Source organism: Nonomuraea sp. NPDC049649 (genome assembly GCF_040675175.1).
Lineage (GTDB): Bacteria > Actinomycetota > Actinomycetes > Streptosporangiales > Streptosporangiaceae > Nonomuraea.
In genome coordinates this window covers 39,607-55,264 of record NZ_JBFAOH010000008.1, presented here as the reverse complement: position 1 = coordinate 55,264, position 15,658 = coordinate 39,607, and the positions used below count along the sequence as shown (strand labels likewise).

Here is a 15,658-nt window from a genome sequence, read left to right as displayed (position 1 = left end):
CGGTGCCGCACGCAGCGGTGACCGGCCGTTAGACCAGGGCGCGGTGCGCGATTTCGCGGGCGGCGTCCATGTAGGCCATCGCGCCGCTGGAGCCCGGGTCGTACGTCATGACCGACTGCCCGTAGCTGGGCGCCTCCGAAAGGCGGACGCTGCGCGGGATGACGGTCTTGAGCACGGTGTCGCCGAAGTGGGCCCGGACCTCCTCCGCCACCTGCGACGCGAGCCGGGTGCGGCCGTCGTACATGGTGAGGACGATCGTGGAGAGCCGGAGCGTCGGGTTGAGGTGGGCCTTGATGAGGTCGATGTTCCTGAGGAGCTGGCCGAGGCCTTCCAGCGCGTAGTACTCGCACTGGATCGGGATCATGACCTCGTCGGCCGCCACCAGGGCGTTGACCGTGAGCAGGCCGAGCGACGGCGGGCAGTCGATGATGATGTAGTCGAAGTCGACCGCGTCGTAGGCGGCCAGCGCCCGGCGGAGGCGGGCTTCCCGGGCCACCAGGGAGACGAGCTCGATCTCGGCGCCGGCCAGGTCGATGGTGGCGGGGGCGCAGTAGAGGTTCGGCATGTCGGGGACCTGCTTGACGATCTCGGCCATCGGCAGGTCGTCGACCAGCACCTGGTAGACGTCCGGAACGTCGCCGCGGTGCTCGGTGGCCAGCGCGGTGGACGCGTTGCCCTGCGGGTCCAGGTCGACCACCAGCACCCGCTCCCCCTTCATGGAGAGCGCCGCCGCGATGTTCACCGACGTGGTGGTCTTGCCGACGCCACCCTTCTGGTTGGCCACCGCGATCACGCGGGTCTTGGGCGGCTTGGGCCAGGCGTCGTTCAGGTCGCCGGGGACGTCACCCGTCTGAAGCGGTGGCTGCGCAGCCGGTGTTTCACGTGAAACCACTGAGTTGAGCGCCTCTCGTACCAACGGCGAATCACCTGGGTTCAGGGGGGTCTGGGTCACGATGGCCATCCTTTCAACCCGTGGCGTACCGGTGACGGGGGTTCGCTGTCGCGACCTGCCCGTTTCGGGCCAGCCAACCCCCCTGGGATTCTCGGGCGGAGGCCTGTCGGGCCAGCCGAGACCGCTCTGCGCGACTGGCATGCCGTCACCTCCTCCGTCGCCGCCTTTTCTGCTCCGGCGCGCGACCAGCTACGACCCGCACCAGTGTTGCAGGCGGCTCGACCTTACCGCGCCCCACGGTCACAAGCTCGGCCGTACGGGCGCCGACGGCCTTGAGTCGCGCCTCGGCCTCGGCGAGCTCTTCGGCGGCCCGCTCCCCCTTCATGGCGAACAGCTCGCCGCCCTCGCGGAGCAGCGGCATCGCCCAGGTGAGCAGCCGGTCGAGCGGCGCGACGGCCCGGGCGCTGGCGACGTCGAACACGCGCTTGCCCTTCAGCTCCTCGGCGCGGCCGCGCAGCACCTCGACGTTGTCGAGCTTGAGCTCCGCGACGCACTCCTCCAGGAAGACCGTACGGCGGAGCAGCGGTTCCAGCAGGGTGATGGTGAGATCCGGCCGGACGATCGCCAGCACCAGCCCGGGCAGTCCGGCCCCGGAGCCGATGTCGACCAGGTGGACGTCCCGCGGCACGGCCTCGGCGACGACCGCGCAGTTGAGCAGGTGACGGTCCCAGATCCGCGGCACCTCGCGCGGGCCGAGCAGGCCGCGCACCACCCCCGGACCGGCGAGCAGTCCGGCGAACTGCCGGGCCTGATCCCAGGCTTCGCCCGCGAACACCTCCCGCGCGATGTCCGGCGGAGGCGGCAGTTCGTCGCTCACTACTTGGGGACCCTTTCTCACGGGTGACGGTTTCTAGGCTAGGCGGGCGGACCAGGACTGAAGACTATCGGCCCCGCGTGAACAGCACCTCAGAGCGCGCCGCGCCGACTTTTCCACAATGCGGAAGTGCAGATGGGCGTGGGTGCTGTGGATAAAGCTGTGGATAAAAGCGCGCTCGTTCGTACGGGAGAAAACGCCGGGAACGCGACCGGCCGCCGGGCCCGAAGGCGCCGGCGGCCGGGAGGTCTGGGAGGTGGTCAGGCGGGCATGACCACGACGTAGCGGTTGGGCTCCTCGCCTTCGGACTCGCTGACGAGGCCGGCGGCTGCCACCGCATCGTGAACGATCTTGCGCTCGAAGGGGGTCATCGGCTCCAGCGCCCGGGGTTCGCCGCGCTCCTGCACCTCGCTGGCGACCTCGGCACCCAGCTTGGTGAGCTCGGTGCGGCGGCGCTCCCGGTAGCCGGCGATGTCGAGCATGAGGCGCGACCGCTCCCCCGTCTGCCTGTGGACGGCCAGGCGGGTGAGCTCCTGGAGGGCTTCCAGCACCTCGCCGTGCGGGCCGACCAGCTCGGTGCTCTTGATGCCGACGACGGAGACCAGGGCGCGGTCGCCCTCGACGTCCATGTCGATATCGCCGTCGATGTCGGCGATGTCGAGAAGGCCTTCGATGTAGTCGGCCGCGATCTCGCCCTCCTGCTCCAGCGCGCTGAGATCAGGAGCCTTGTCCTGCTCGGCCTCGGTCATGGCCGGCCTCTCCTTCGTGTTCACTACTTCTTGCTGCCGGTGCGCTTGCTGCGGCTCTGGCGGACGGGCTGGTTCCTGACGATCTTAGGCTGCGGAGGCGGGGCGGGGGCCTCTTCTTCCGGAGTCGTCCCGCGCACCCGCTGAACCAGCGTCGGCTTGGGCTTGACCGGGATGACGTTGCCCTTGGCGTCGAACTGCGGCGCCGGGTGCCGGCTGTAGAACCAGTGCTGCTGGCCGAGCGTCCACAGGTTGGTGGTCACCCAGTAGAGGATCAGGCCGAGCGGGAAGTTCAGGCTGAAGAACGCGAACAGCGGCGAGATCCACATGAGGATCTTCTGCTGCTGGGCCATCGGGTTGTCGGGCATCTGCGCCATCGAGCGGGTGACGCTCTGCCGGACGGTGAGGAACGTGGTCAGCGAGCTGAGCGCGACGAAGACGCCCATCACGACCCGGGTCTGGATCGGGTTCGCGTTGAGCGCCACCATGTCCGCCTCGGACATGAAGAAGTAGGCGGGCAGCGGCGCGCCGAAGATGTGGGCCGCGCCGGCGCTGTCGACCAGTTCCTGCGTCATGCCGAACTTCGGCTGGCCGCTGGCCATCGCGTTCAGCACGGTGAACATGCCGATGAAGATCGGGAACTGCGCCAGGACGGGGAGGCAGCCGCCGAGGGGGTTCGCGCCCGCCCCCTGGTAGAGCGCCATGACCTCCTGGTTCATCCGCTGTTTGTCGTTCTTGTAACGCTTGCGGATCTCGGCGACCTTGGGGGCGAGTTCCTGCATCTTCTTCGACGAGCGCATCTGCTTGAGGAAGAGCGGGAAGATGCAGATCCTCATCAGCACGGTCAGCGTGATGATGGTCAACGCCCACGTCAGACCACTGTCCGGGTTCAGGAAGGTGGCGTATCCCGTATGGATCCAGGTGATGACGAAGGCTACGGCTTCATAGAGCCAGTTCAGCCAGGACAGCTCCACCGAGCTATCTCCCTTGCAATTCGTGAGACCGAACCGGGCGTGGGGGCACCGGGTCAATACCTCCGGGGTGGAATGGGTGGCACCGCCCGATGCGCCGGACAGTCAACCATGTGCCGCGCAGTGCCCCGTGTACGGCGATCGCCTCCAGCCCGTACGCGCTGCACGACGGGTAGAAGCGGCAGCGTGGACCGAGCATGGGGCTGATGAACGCCCGGTAGAACCGGATGGGGACGATCAGCACCCGAGCGGCGAGGCTCGGCGTCCCTTGCGGTTGCTCCGTCATCTCTGCCTATCCGTCGCGGACTCGTGCCGCCTGAGCACTCGGTCCAGGGTGGAGTCGAGCTCGGCGGCGAGGTGCTCGTATCGCGCTGACGCGGCCGGGGGGTTGGCGCGTACCACAAGCAGGCTACCTCTCGGAAGCCGGTCTAGACGCTCGCGCATCAGGTGTCGAAGCCGCCGCTTGACCTTGTTGCGCACGACCGCGCCTCCCACGGCCCGGCTCACCACGAAGCCCACCAGAGGCGTCTCTTCCCCGGAAACGGCGAAATGCACCACCAGAGTGGGGCGTCCGGCGCGTTTACCGCGCCTGATCGCCTTCTGGAAGTCTTCGCCCCGCCGCATGCGGGATTGCCGGGAAAGCACGGATACGCCTATCGCCCGCCGGCGGAGGTCGCCGGCGGGCGGAAGGTCGGGCGCGGAACGCTCAGGCCGACAGCTTCTCGCGACCCTTGCGGCGGCGGGCGGCGAGGATGGCACGACCGGCCCGGGTGCGCATCCGCAGCCGGAAGCCGTGGGTCTTCGCGCGGCGACGGTTGTTCGGCTGGAAAGTACGCTTGCTCACGAGTGGGCTCCAGGCTTGAAGGTGCGCACGAGGCGCTGAACACACAGGGCTGGCTTGTCGTGGCGCGAGGGCACGCGAAATAGCCGACGCGTGACAAGCCGACCGTCGTACGTTACGGGTCAGAGGCGCCCGAGGTCAAACCGGAGACCGTCATCCACGAATCCACAGGCCGGTTTTCCACCGGTCGCACGCGTCCACATGTTGTGCACTCAGGTACCACTAGGCTGTGGACAACGCCTTGAACCCGGCTGTGCACATAGATACTGTCGGCCCTTCCAGACCCGCTAGAAGGCTGTGTACAACCTGTGGATCTTCTGTGGAGGCCGCGGGTGTTCCGCTCAGGCGCGAGGCTGTGGACGACAGGGTTGCCCGCGACGTGGCGACCCTCTGTTTGTGGATAACTATCGCGGGGGGCCGCGAGAAGGAAGGAGGGGGAGTCGCGCGATGACCAATGTCGACCTCGGCGCGGTATGGGCCAGGGCTTTGGGCAACTTTCTCAACGAGAACGTGCCCATTCAGCAGCGCACCTGGCTCGGGATGGTGCGCCCCATCGCCCTCGCGGACGACACGATCGTGCTCGGCGTCCCCAACGACTTCCTGAAGGACCTCATCGAGGGCAAGCTGCGCCCGCTGGTGACCCACGCGCTCTCCCAGGAGCTGGGCCGCGCCATGCGGCTGGCCGTGATGATCGACACCACCGCCCCCGAGCAGCCCAAGCAGGACCACAATCCCCAGCCTGGGGGTAACGGTTATCCCCAGGGTGGGGATGCCCAGCCGCGTTTTCCACAGGGCACGAATCCCCAGCATTTCCAGGCTTCCGAGCCGCCGCAGTTCTACTCTCCGCAGTCGGAGCCGGGCCAGCCGTCCACCGATTATCCACAGCCTTCGTTCACCTTCGACCAGGGCTCGTTCGACCAGGCTCCCTCGTACACACCCCCTGTGGAGAAGGCGCCGGAACCGGCGCCGAACCGGTGGGAGGCCAAGAGCAGCAAGCCCAGCGAGCCGGCCCGGCTGAACCAGAAGTACACGTTCGAGACCTTTGTCATCGGGGCCAGCAACCGGTTCGCGCACGCCGCCGCCGTGGCCGTCGCCGAGTCGCCCGCCAAGGCGTACAACCCGCTGTTCATCTACGGAGACTCGGGGCTGGGGAAGACGCACCTGCTCCACGCGATCGGGCATTACGCGCAGAGCCTGTACGACGGCGCCCGGGTGCGGTACGTGAGCTCCGAGGAGTTCACCAACGACTTCATCAACAGCATCCGCGACCACAAGGCCGACGGTTTCCGGGGCCGCTACCGCGCGATCGACATCCTGCTTGTGGACGACATCCAGTTCCTGGAGGGCAAGGAGCAGACGCAGGAGGAGTTCTTCCACACCTTCAACACGCTCCACAACGCCAACAAGCAGATCGTGATCTCCAGTGACCGGGCGCCGAAGCAGCTGATCACGCTGGAGGACCGGCTGCGCAACCGGTTCGAGTGGGGCCTGATCACCGACGTGCAGCCGCCCGAGCTGGAGACGCGGATCGCGATTCTGCGGAAGAAGGCCATACAGGAGGGCCTGGCGGCGCCGCCCGAGGTGCTGGAGTACATCGCCAGCCGGATCTCCACCAACATCCGCGAGCTGGAGGGGGCGCTGATCAGGGTCACCGCGTTCGCCAGCCTCAACCGGCAGGGTGTGGATCTCCAGCTGGCCGAGGTGGTGCTGAAGGATCTGATCACCTCCGAGTCGGGGCCGGAGATCACGATCGCGACGATCATGGCGAAGACGGCGGAGTACTTCGGCATCAGCGTCGACGACCTGTGCGGCAGCTCGCGCAGCAGGGCGCTGGTGAACGCGCGGCAGATCGCGATGTACCTGGCGCGGGAGCTGACGGAGCTGTCGCTGCCGAAGATCGGGCAGCAGTTCGGCGGCCGTGACCACACGACCGTGATGCACGCCGAGCGCAAGATCCGGTCGCTCATCGCGGAGCGCCGCTCGATGTACAACCAGGTCAATGAGCTGACAATGCGGATCAAGCAGACGTCCCGTGGATCTTGACCGTCATACACAGCCTGTGGATAACACTGTGGACCAGGGAAAACGCGCTGAGAGCCCGTTCGTACGCCCGTCTATGCCCCGAAATCTTCCGCACAAGGCCTGGGGATAACCATGGGGACATCCTGTAGAGAACCTGGGGACGACCGGTGGATGACTTGGGGACGCCCTGTGAACAGTCTCCGAGAGGCGAGAAGAACACACGTTTACCCCGTGGATAACCGGTGGAAACCCGGTGGATGACCGGTGGACGAAGACCCCATGATCTGGGGACGGCCTGTGGGTGAAGATGCTCCGTCCCCAGGCGGCGAAGTTACCCCCAGGCGTCACCCACACCCCCGGTGGATGAAAATCGGGGGGCTGAGCTGCGAAGACGCCGGTTGTCCACAGTATCCACCGCCCCTACTGTGATGACTCCACCTATCTCTTAAGAAGAAACTCAAGACCCATAGAGGGGTTCTCTCGGTCCGCGCGTGCGGGAGGCGAGACACTTGCAAAGCAACGACGAACCAGGAGGCTGATCACCGTGATGTTCCGAATCGAGCGAGACGTCCTCGCTGAGGCGGTGGCATGGACGGCGCGCAGTCTCCCCGCCCGTCCGTCCGTGCCCGTCCTGGCCGGCATGCGCCTGGAGGTGACCGAGGAGCAGCAGCTGAAGCTGTCCGGCTTCGACTACGAGGTCTCGGCGGAGGTGACGCTCGAACTCCACACCGGTGAGCCCGGCGTCGTCCTGGTCTCGGGCAAGCTGCTCGCCGAGATCACCCGCTCGCTCCCCGCACAGCCTGTGGACTTCGTGGTGGAGGGCGCCAAGGCGGTCGTGACGTGCGGCAGCGCCCGGTTCACCCTCCTCACCATGCCTGTGGAGGACTACCCGACGCTCCCCGACATGCCGCCCGCGGCCGGGCGGGTGGGCAGCGACGTCTTCGCCTCCGCCGTCAGCCAGGTGGCCGTCGCCGCCGGGCGCGACGACACGCTGCCGATGCTCACCGGTGTGCGGATGGAGATCGACGGCGACACCGTCACCCTGGCCGCGACCGACCGCTACCGCCTGGCCGTGCGCGAGCTGAAGTGGCAGCCGGGCCAGCCCGACTTCTCCGCCGTCGCGATGATCCCCGGCAAGACCCTGGCCGACACGGCCAAGGCCCTGGGGGCGACCGGCGCCGAGGTGGAGATCGCGCTCAGCTCGGCGGGCGGCACCGGCGAGGGCATGATCGGCTTCTCCAGCGCGGGCCGGCGCACCACCACGCGCCTGCTCGACCCCGAGTTCCCCAAGTACCGCTCGCTGCTGCCGACCGAGTTCTCCGCCCGCGCCGACTTGTCCACAGGCCCGTTCGTGGAGGCGGTCAAGCGGGTGGCCCTGGTCGCCGAGCGCAACACCCCGGTCCGGCTGGCGTTCCGGAGCGGCGAGGTCGTGCTGGAGGCCGGCAGCGGCGACGAGGCCCAGGCCGTCGAGGCGCTGCCTGTGGACTACGAGGGCGAGGAGATGAACATCGCCTTCAACCACCAGTTCCTGCTGGAAGGGCTGGGCGCCATCGACTCCGACGTGGCCCGCCTGCAGATGACCACCTCGACCAAGCCCGCCATCCTCACCGGCGGCAAGCCTGTGGACGAAGACGGCACTCCCGACTACCGCTACCTGATCATGCCCATCCGCCTGTCAAGCTGAATAATCAGGACGGAATCATCAAAGCCCGACCAGGGGGTAGGTGGCGCAGCATGCAGATCGGCATGGTGGGACTCGGCAGGATGGGCGGCAACATGGCCGAGCGGCTGCGCCGCGGCGGTCACGACGTGGTCGGATTCGACCGCGACCCCTCGGCCAGCGACGTCGCAAGCCTGAAGGAGCTGGTCGAAAGGCTGCGAGCACCCCGCGTGGTCTGGGTGATGGTGCCCGCCGGCGCGCCCACGCAGCAGGTGGTCGACGACCTCGGCGAGCTGCTGTCCGAAGGCGACCTGGTCGTCGACGGCGGCAACGCGCACTATGTGGACGACCAGCGGCACGCCGAGGAACTGGCGCGCAAGGGCGTCGGCTTCGTCGACTGCGGCGTCAGCGGCGGCGTCTGGGGGCTGGACAACGGCTACGCGCTCATGTGCGGCGGCGAGAAGGCCCACGTCGAACGGCTCATGCCGATCTTCGAGACGCTCAAGCCCGAGGGCGAGGACGGCTTCGTGCACGCCGGCGACGTGGGCGCCGGCCACTTCGCGAAGATGGTCCACAACGGCATCGAGTACGGCATGATGCAGGCCTTCGCCGAAGGCTGGGAGCTGCTCGAGGCCTCCGACGTCGTCAAGGACGTGCGGGGCTGCTTCAGCAGCTGGCGCACCGGCACCGTGATCCGCTCCTGGCTGCTCGACCTGATGGTGCGGGCGCTCGACGACGACGAGCACCTGGAGCACCTGCGCGGTTACGCACAGGACTCCGGCGAGGGCCGGTGGACGGTGCAGGCGGCCGTCGACCACCAGGTGCCGCTGCCGGTGATCACCGCCGCGCTGTTCGCCCGGTTCTCCTCCCGGCAGGACGACTCCCCGGCGATGAAGGTGGTGGCCGCGCTGCGCAACCAGTTCGGCGGCCACGAGATCACCTCCACCGAGGGCTCGACGGCCAAGGGCGTCGACTCGCCGGGCGCGGACGTGCTGCCCCCGCCCCGCGACGGCGAGCGGTCGTGAGTTTTCCACAGGCTGTGCGCCGGTGACCGCAGCGGTCGGCGGGGCGGGCTAACCTTCGTGACGTGCATGTCGCCCACCTTTCGCTGACCGACTTCCGGTCCTACGAGTCTGTGGAGCTCGGCCTGGAGCCGGGCGCCACGGCCCTCGTGGGCCCCAACGGCCAGGGCAAGACCAACCTGGTCGAGGCGCTCGGCTACGTGGCGACCCACTCCAGTCACCGGGTGGCGAGCGACGCGCCGCTGGTGCGCCACGGCGCCTCGCGGGCCGTCGTCCGCTGCGCCGTCCAGAGAGGCGACCGGCGCGCCCTGGTGGAGCTGGAGATCAACCCGGGCCGGGCCAACCGCGCCCGGCTCAACCGCTCCCCCGTCCCCCGCGCCCGCGACGTCGTCGGGCTGCTGCGCACGGTCCTGTTCGCCCCGGAAGACCTCGCCATGATCAAGGGCGACCCGTCGGAGCGCCGCCGCTTCCTCGACGACCTGCTGGTCTCGCGGGCGCCCCGGTTCGCGGGTGTACGAGCCGACTACGACCGGGTGCTGAAGCAGCGCGGCGCGCTCCTGCGTACGGCCGCGCAGGCCCGCAGAGGCGCCAGGCGGGGCCGCAGAGCCGAGAGCGAGGCCGCGTTCGCCGCGGCGGGCGCCGGCGACGTGCTGAGCACCCTGGAGGTGTGGGACGCCCAGCTGGCCCGCCACGGCGCCGAGTTGCTGCGCGGCCGCCTGGAGCTGATCGAGGAGCTCCGCCCGCTGGTCGCCGGGGCGTACGCCGCGCTGGCTCCGTCGAGCGGCGCCGCGACGCTGAGTTATCGCAGCACGTTGTCCACAGGTGTGGATGACGCGGAGGGTGAAACCCCCGGTAGGAGCGGATCTTCCGATGCGCAGACGTTATCCACAGACCTGGGGATAACTCTCGAAGAGCGGTTCCGCGAGCGGCTGCTTGAGGTGCGTCCCGCCGAGCTCGAACGCGGTGTGACGCTCGCCGGCCCGCACCGCGACGACCTCGTCCTCAGCCTCGGCGAGCTGCCCGCGCGGGGCTACGCCAGCCACGGCGAGTCCTGGTCGTTCGCGCTCGCCCTGCGGCTGGCCGCCTACGACCTGCTGCGCGCCGACGGCGACGACCCGGTGCTGATCCTCGACGACGTCTTCGCCGAGCTCGACACCCAGCGCCGGCGCCGCCTCGCCGAGATCGTCGCCCCGGCCGAGCAGGTGCTCATCACCGCGGCTGTGGACGACGACGTGCCGCCCGAGCTGTCCGGAGCCAGGTTCCGAGTCGCCGAAGGGAGCGTGAGCCGTGTCAGCTGATCACCCTGCCGATCACACCGCGAACCACGACGCCAACGCCAGGGGCGCCGCCCTGGCCAGGGAGAAGCTCGCCCAGGCCAAGGCCGACGCGGCCAGGCGGGGCCGGCTGCCGCGCGAGCCCCGGCGCAGGGCGTCCGGCCCGCGCCGGGAGGCCGGCGACCCGCAGCTGTTCGGCCAGGCCATCGCCGACCTGCTGGCGGCCCGGGGCTGGGAGCAGTCCGCGGCCGTGGGCGGGGTGTTCGGCCGCTGGGCCGACATCGTCGGTCCCGACCTGGCCGCCCACACCAAGCCCGAGTCGTTCACCGACGGCGAGGTGCTGGTCGTGGCCGACTCCACGGCCTGGGCCACGCAGGTCAGGCTGCTCGCGCGCACCCTCGTACGACGGCTCAACGAGGAGCTCGGCGACAACACCGTGACCCGGGTGAAGGTCCGCGGCCCGATGAATGCGCCGCGGCCGGCGGGCGGGTTGCGGGTGACCGGAAGCCGGGGGCCGCGCGACACCTACGGCTAGTTTCGCCCGCCGAGATCCACAGCAGGCGGGGCTCACGCTGCTGGGCGATCAGAGGGCTCACAGACGCGCTGACCCCCCCAACGCAAGGGGGGATGTTCATCCGGGGGGAAAACGGGCCAGAGAGCATCACAGGCGCGTTCAATGCCACCTTCGGCCGCCGAACCCGGTAGAATGAAAGCGGATTCCGGACACGTCCGCTTGCGTGTCACCCCGGCAGGCAAGCCGACTCCCCTGGGTGACCGCGCATCGGGGCACTCACGACGGTGACGGGCACGGCAGGGGCAGCTTTTCTCATTCCAGGTCCCCGCCGCGTGTCCGCGGCAGGAGGATTACGCAGTTGTCCTACGACGCTAGCTCAATCACCGTACTCGAGGGGCTTGAGGCAGTCCGCAAGCGCCCGGGTATGTATATCGGTTCGACCGGCGAGCGCGGCCTGCACCACCTCGTCCAGGAGATCGTCGACAACGCGGTCGACGAGGCCCTCGCCGGCTACGCCGACAAGATCGAAGTCACGCTGCTCGCCGACAACGGCGTACGGGTGGTCGACAACGGCCGTGGTATCCCGACCGGCATACACCCGGCGGAGAACCGCTCGGCGGTCGAGGTCGTGCTGACGACCCTGCACGCCGGCGGCAAGTTCGACAGCCAGGCCTACGCCGTCTCCGGCGGTCTGCACGGCGTCGGCTCGGCCGTCGTCAACGCGCTCTCCACCCGCATGGAGGTGGAGATCAAGCAGAACGGCTACTACTGGCGCATCAACTTCGACAAGTCGAAGCCGACCGCTCCCCTGACCAGGGGCGAGCCGACCGACGAGACCGGCACCAGCGTCACGTTCTGGCCCGACCCGGAGATCTTCGAGACCACCACGTGGAACTTCGAGACGCTCTCGCGCCGGTTCCAGGAGATGGCCTTCCTCAACAAGGGCCTGTCGATCACCTTCGTCGACGAGCGGCCCGACTACATCAACGGCGAGCCGCACCGCGTCGAGTACCACTACGAGGGCGGCCTGGCCGACTTCGTCAAGCACCTCAACGACAAGAAGGAGCCGGCGCACGCGTCGATCATCTCCTTCGAGACCGAGGGCGACGGCATAGCGGTCGAGATCGCGATGCAGTGGAACAACTCCTACGCGGAGTCGGTCTACACCTTCGCCAACACGATCAACACCGCCGAGGGCGGCACCCACGAGGAGGGCTTCCGCGCCGCGCTGACGTCCATCGTCAACCGCTACGCGCGCGAGCAGAAGTTCCTCAAGGAGGGCAAGGACGAGAACCTGTCGGGTGAGGACGTCCGCGAGGGCCTGACCGCGATCATCTCGGTCAAGCTGTCCGACCCGCAGTTCGAGGGCCAGACGAAGACCAAGCTCGGCAACACCGAGGCCAAGTCGTTCGTGCAGAAGGCCTGCAACGACCACCTGCGCGACTGGTTCGAGCGCAACCCGGGCGAGGCCAAGGACATCATCAACAAGTGCCTCCAGGCCTCGCGCGCCCGGATGGCCGCCCGTCAGGCCCGCGACCTGACGCGCCGCAAGTCGCTGCTGGAGTCCGGCAGCGGGCTGCCCGGCAAGCTGGCCGACTGCCAGTGGAACGACCCGGAGAAGTGCGAGCTGTTCATCGTCGAGGGCGACTCGGCGGGCGGCTCGGCCAAGGGTGGCCGCGACTCGCGCTACCAGGCGATCCTGCCCATCCGCGGCAAGATCCTCAACGTCGAGAAGGCGCGGATCGACAAGGTCCTGAAGAACAACGAGGTTCAGGCGCTCATCACCGCGCTCGGCACCGGCGTGCACGACGACTTCGACATCGCCAGGCTGCGCTACCACAAGGTCATCCTGATGGCCGACGCCGACGTCGACGGGCAGCACATCAACACCCTGCTGCTGACGCTGCTGTTCAGGTTCATGCGGCCGCTCATCGAGGCGGGCCACGTCTACCTGTCCTGCCCGCCGCTCTACAAGATCAAGTGGGACCGCAAGGGCGAGGACGCCTCGTACGCCTACTCCGACGCCGAGCGCGACGCCGTCATCCAGGCGGGCATAGAGGCCGGCAAGCCCGACCCGCGCCCGCGCGACAACGTCCAGCGGTTCAAGGGTCTCGGCGAGATGAACGCCGCCCAGCTCTGGGAGACCACGATGAACCCCGAGACCCGGCTGCTGCGCCTGGTCACCCTCGACGACGCCGCCCAGGCCGACGACCTGTTCAGCGTGCTCATGGGCGAGGACGTGGAGGCGCGCCGCGACTTCATCATCCGCAACGCGCGCGACGTCCGCTTCCTCGACGTCTGAGCGGCCTAGTCGCATCACGAAAAAGGACCACAACCTGTGACGGAAGTGAACACCACTCCCCCGGCTGATCGCATCGAACCGGTGGACATCCAGTCCGAGATGCAGCGCAGCTACATGGACTACGCGATGTCCGTCATCGTGTCCAGAGCGCTGCCGGACGTGCGCGACGGGCTCAAACCGGTGCACCGCCGGGTGCTGTACGCCATGTACGACGGCGGCTACCGTCCCGACCGCGGCTACTTCAAGTGCGCCCGCGTCGTCGGCGACGTGATGGGCACCTACCACCCGCACGGCGACACCTCGATCTACGACGCGCTCGTCCGGCTCGCCCAGCACTGGTCGCTGCGCTACCCGCTGGTCGACGGGCAGGGCAACTTCGGCTCCCCGGGCAACGACCCGGCGGCGGCGATGCGCTACACCGAGTGCAAGCTCGCGCCCATCGCCATGGAGATGCTGCGCGACATCGACAAGGAGACCGTCGACTTCCGGCCCAACTACGACGGCAAGTCGCAGGAGCCGGACGTCCTGCCGGCGCGGTTCCCGCAGCTGCTGGTCAACGGCTCCGGCGGCATCGCGGTCGGCATGGCCACCAACATCCCGCCGCACAACCTGCGCGAGGTCGCCGCCGCCGTCAAGTGGTGCCTCGACAACCCCGAGGCCACCGACGAAGAGCTGCTCGAAGCCTCGATGAAGCTCGTCAAGGGGCCCGACTTCCCCACCGCGGCGCTGATCGTCGGCCGCCGCGGCATCGAGGACGCCTACCGCACGGGCCGCGGCTCGATCACCATGCGGGCCGTGGTCGAGGTCGAGGAGGACAACAAGGGCCGGCAGGCGCTCGTCGTCACCGAGCTGCCCTACCAGGTCAACCCCGACAACCTCGCCCTCAAGATCGCCGAGCTGGTCCGCGAGGGCAAGCTGACCGGCATCGCCGACGTCCGCGACGAGAGCTCCTCCCGAGTCGGGCAGCGGCTCGTGATCGTGCTCAAGCGCGACGCGGTCGCCAAGGTCGTGCTCAACAACCTCTACAAGCACACCCAGCTGCAGGACACCTTCGGCGCCAACATGCTGGCCCTGGTCGACGGCGTGCCGCGCACGCTCCGGCTCGACCAGTTCATCCGCCACTACGTGGCCCACCAGATCGAGGTCATCGTCCGCCGTACGCGCTACCTGCTGCGCAAGGCGGAGGAGCGCGCGCACATCCTGCGCGCGCTGCTGAAGGCGCTCGACCGGCTCGACGAGGTCATCGCGCTCATCCGGGCGTCGGAGTCCGCCTCCCACGCCCAGCAGGGCCTGATGGGGCTGCTGGAGATCGACGAGGTCCAGGCGCAGGCCATCCTCGACATGCAGCTCCGCAAGCTCGCCGCCCTGGAGCGCCAGGCGATCCAGGACGAGTACGATCACCTGATGGCGCAGATCGCCGAGTACAACGCGATCCTCGCCAGCGAGGCCCGCCAGCGGGAGATCGTCGGCGAGGAGCTGGGCGAGCTCGTCGCGCGCTACGGCGACGACCGCCGCACCGAGATCATCGCGCACGACGGCGACATGTCCATCGAGGACCTCATCGCCGAAGAGGACATCGTCGTCACCATCACCCGGGGCGGCTACGCCAAGCGCACCAAGACCGACCTCTACCGCGCGCAGAAGCGCGGCGGCAAGGGCGTGCGCGGCGCGCAGCTGCGCCAGGACGACATCGTCGACCACTTCTTCGTCACCACGACCCACCACTGGCTGCTGTTCTTCACCAACAAGGGCAGGGTCTACCGGGTCAAGGCGTACGAACTGCCCGACGCGGGGCGCGACGCCCGCGGCATGCACCTGGCCAACCTGCTGGCCATGCAGCCCGACGAGACGGTCATGGAGGTCCTCTACCTGCGTGACTACGACGCCGCCCCCTACCTCGTGCTCGCCACCCGCAGCGGCCTGGTGAAGAAGACGCGGCTGTCGGAGTACGACTCCCCCAGGTCCGGCGGCCTCATCGCCATCAACCTGCGCGAGGACGACGAGGTCATCGGCGCCCGCCTGATCTCCGAGGACGACGATCTGCTGCTCGTCTCCCGCAACGCGCAGTCGATCCGGTTCACCGCCTCCGACGAGGCGCTGCGGCCGATGGGGCGCGCCACCAGCGGCGTCATCGGCATGCGTTTCCTCGAAGGCGACGAACTCCTGGCCATGAACAGGATCTCGGACGGTCAAGACGTGCTTATCGCCACGGAGGCTGGGTACGCGAAACGCACACCCGTCGAGCACTACCCGGTGCAAGGACGTGGCGGAAAGGGCGTGCTCACTGCAAAAATCGTGAGCTCTCGTGGCAAGCTAATCGGAGCCGTCATGGTCAACCCGGAGGACGAGGTCTTCGCGATCACATCCGCAGGCGGGGTGATCAGGACGAGTGCCGGCGAGATCAAGCAGTCCGGCCGCCAGACCATGGGAGTCCGATTGATGAATCTCGCCGAAGGCGACAGCGTGGTGGCCCTCGCCCGGAACGCCGAGTCGATGGAGACTTCGGTGGAGAGTGAAGAAGACGGGGGAGGAGAGTAATA

At 68.4% G+C, this 15,658-nt stretch carries 14 protein-coding genes; 7 read left to right on the top strand and 7 right to left on the bottom strand.

The window, feature by feature from the left end; translation table 11 throughout:
- Window positions 1-28 precede the first annotated feature (28 nt).
- The 7 genes from AB0J42_RS13280 to rpmH form a co-directional block, all read right to left on the bottom strand.
- Window positions 29-952: a ParA family protein gene (locus AB0J42_RS13280; protein WP_364292752.1), complete on the bottom strand. Its 924-nt coding sequence runs from the start codon at window positions 950-952 to the stop codon at window positions 29-31.
- A 145-nt stretch (window positions 953-1,097) separates the two neighbouring features.
- On the bottom strand, window positions 1,098-1,769 hold the full coding sequence (gene rsmG, locus AB0J42_RS13275; protein ID WP_364292749.1) for a 16S rRNA (guanine(527)-N(7))-methyltransferase RsmG: 672 nt from the start codon (window positions 1,767-1,769) through the stop codon (window positions 1,098-1,100).
- A gap of 257 nt (window positions 1,770-2,026) precedes the next feature.
- Complete coding sequence (locus AB0J42_RS13270) at window positions 2,027-2,515, bottom strand: R3H domain-containing nucleic acid-binding protein (RefSeq protein WP_364292746.1); 489 nt, start codon at window positions 2,513-2,515, stop codon at window positions 2,027-2,029.
- Window positions 2,516-2,538: 23 nt separating this feature from the next.
- The gene (gene yidC, locus AB0J42_RS13265; RefSeq protein WP_364292743.1) at window positions 2,539-3,486 is read right to left on the bottom strand and encodes a membrane protein insertase YidC; all 948 of its coding nucleotides are present in this window, start codon (window positions 3,484-3,486) and stop codon (window positions 2,539-2,541) included.
- A gap of 4 nt (window positions 3,487-3,490) precedes the next feature.
- Window positions 3,491-3,769 carry a membrane protein insertion efficiency factor YidD gene (yidD, locus tag AB0J42_RS13260; RefSeq protein WP_364292740.1) on the bottom strand — a complete coding sequence of 93 codons (279 nt, stop codon included), beginning with the start codon at window positions 3,767-3,769 and terminating at the stop codon, window positions 3,491-3,493.
- On the bottom strand, window positions 3,766-4,128 hold the full coding sequence (rnpA, locus tag AB0J42_RS13255; protein WP_364292737.1) for a ribonuclease P protein component: 363 nt from the start codon (window positions 4,126-4,128) through the stop codon (window positions 3,766-3,768). Before rnpA ends, yidD begins: the two co-directional genes overlap by 4 nt.
- A gap of 61 nt (window positions 4,129-4,189) precedes the next feature.
- The gene (rpmH, locus tag AB0J42_RS13250; protein WP_043614899.1) at window positions 4,190-4,327 is read right to left on the bottom strand and encodes a 50S ribosomal protein L34; all 138 of its coding nucleotides are present in this window, start codon (window positions 4,325-4,327) and stop codon (window positions 4,190-4,192) included.
- A gap of 444 nt (window positions 4,328-4,771) precedes the next feature.
- On the opposite strand from rpmH, the gene dnaA reads away from it, so the two are divergent.
- The 7 genes from dnaA to gyrA all read left to right on the top strand — a co-directional run bounded on the left by dnaA (window position 4,772) and on the right by gyrA (window position 15,656).
- Window positions 4,772-6,367 carry a chromosomal replication initiator protein DnaA gene (gene dnaA / locus AB0J42_RS13245; RefSeq protein WP_364292734.1) on the top strand — a complete coding sequence of 532 codons (1,596 nt, stop codon included), beginning with the start codon at window positions 4,772-4,774 and terminating at the stop codon, window positions 6,365-6,367.
- Window positions 6,368-6,890: 523 nt separating this feature from the next.
- A complete protein-coding gene (gene dnaN / locus AB0J42_RS13240) occupies window positions 6,891-8,030 on the top strand; it encodes a DNA polymerase III subunit beta (protein ID WP_364292731.1) in 1,140 nt (379 codons plus the stop codon).
- Window positions 8,031-8,047: 17 nt separating this feature from the next.
- Complete coding sequence (gene gnd / locus AB0J42_RS13235) at window positions 8,048-9,031, top strand: phosphogluconate dehydrogenase (NAD(+)-dependent, decarboxylating) (protein WP_364293341.1); 984 nt, start codon at window positions 8,048-8,050, stop codon at window positions 9,029-9,031.
- Window positions 9,032-9,093: 62 nt separating this feature from the next.
- Window positions 9,094-10,326: a DNA replication/repair protein RecF gene (gene recF, locus AB0J42_RS13230; protein WP_364292728.1), complete on the top strand. Its 1,233-nt coding sequence runs from the start codon at window positions 9,094-9,096 to the stop codon at window positions 10,324-10,326.
- Entirely contained in the window at window positions 10,316-10,837 is a 522-nt protein-coding gene (locus AB0J42_RS13225; protein WP_364292725.1) for a DciA family protein, read from the top strand. The genes recF and AB0J42_RS13225 overlap by 11 nt, the downstream gene beginning before the upstream one ends.
- 337 nt (window positions 10,838-11,174) lie before the next feature.
- Window positions 11,175-13,118 (top strand): DNA topoisomerase (ATP-hydrolyzing) subunit B, encoded by a 1,944-nt coding sequence (gene gyrB / locus AB0J42_RS13220; RefSeq protein ID WP_364292722.1) that lies wholly within the window; start codon window positions 11,175-11,177, stop codon window positions 13,116-13,118.
- A 36-nt stretch (window positions 13,119-13,154) separates the two neighbouring features.
- Window positions 13,155-15,656 (top strand): DNA gyrase subunit A, encoded by a 2,502-nt coding sequence (gyrA, locus tag AB0J42_RS13215; protein WP_364292719.1) that lies wholly within the window; start codon window positions 13,155-13,157, stop codon window positions 15,654-15,656.
- Window positions 15,657-15,658 lie beyond the last annotated feature (2 nt).

What these genes read in the sequence shown, in the direction of transcription:
- yidD (WP_364292740.1), bottom strand. Translation starts at nt 3,769, where the DNA reads ATGACGGAGCAACCGCAAGGGACGCCGAGCCTCGCCGCTCGGGTGCTG.
- AB0J42_RS13270 (WP_364292746.1), bottom strand. Translation starts at nt 2,515, where the DNA reads ATGACCGAGGCCGAGCAGGACAAGGCTCCTGATCTCAGCGCGCTGGAG.
- dnaA (WP_364292734.1), top strand. Translation starts at nt 4,772, where the DNA reads ATGACCAATGTCGACCTCGGCGCGGTATGGGCCAGGGCTTTGGGCAAC.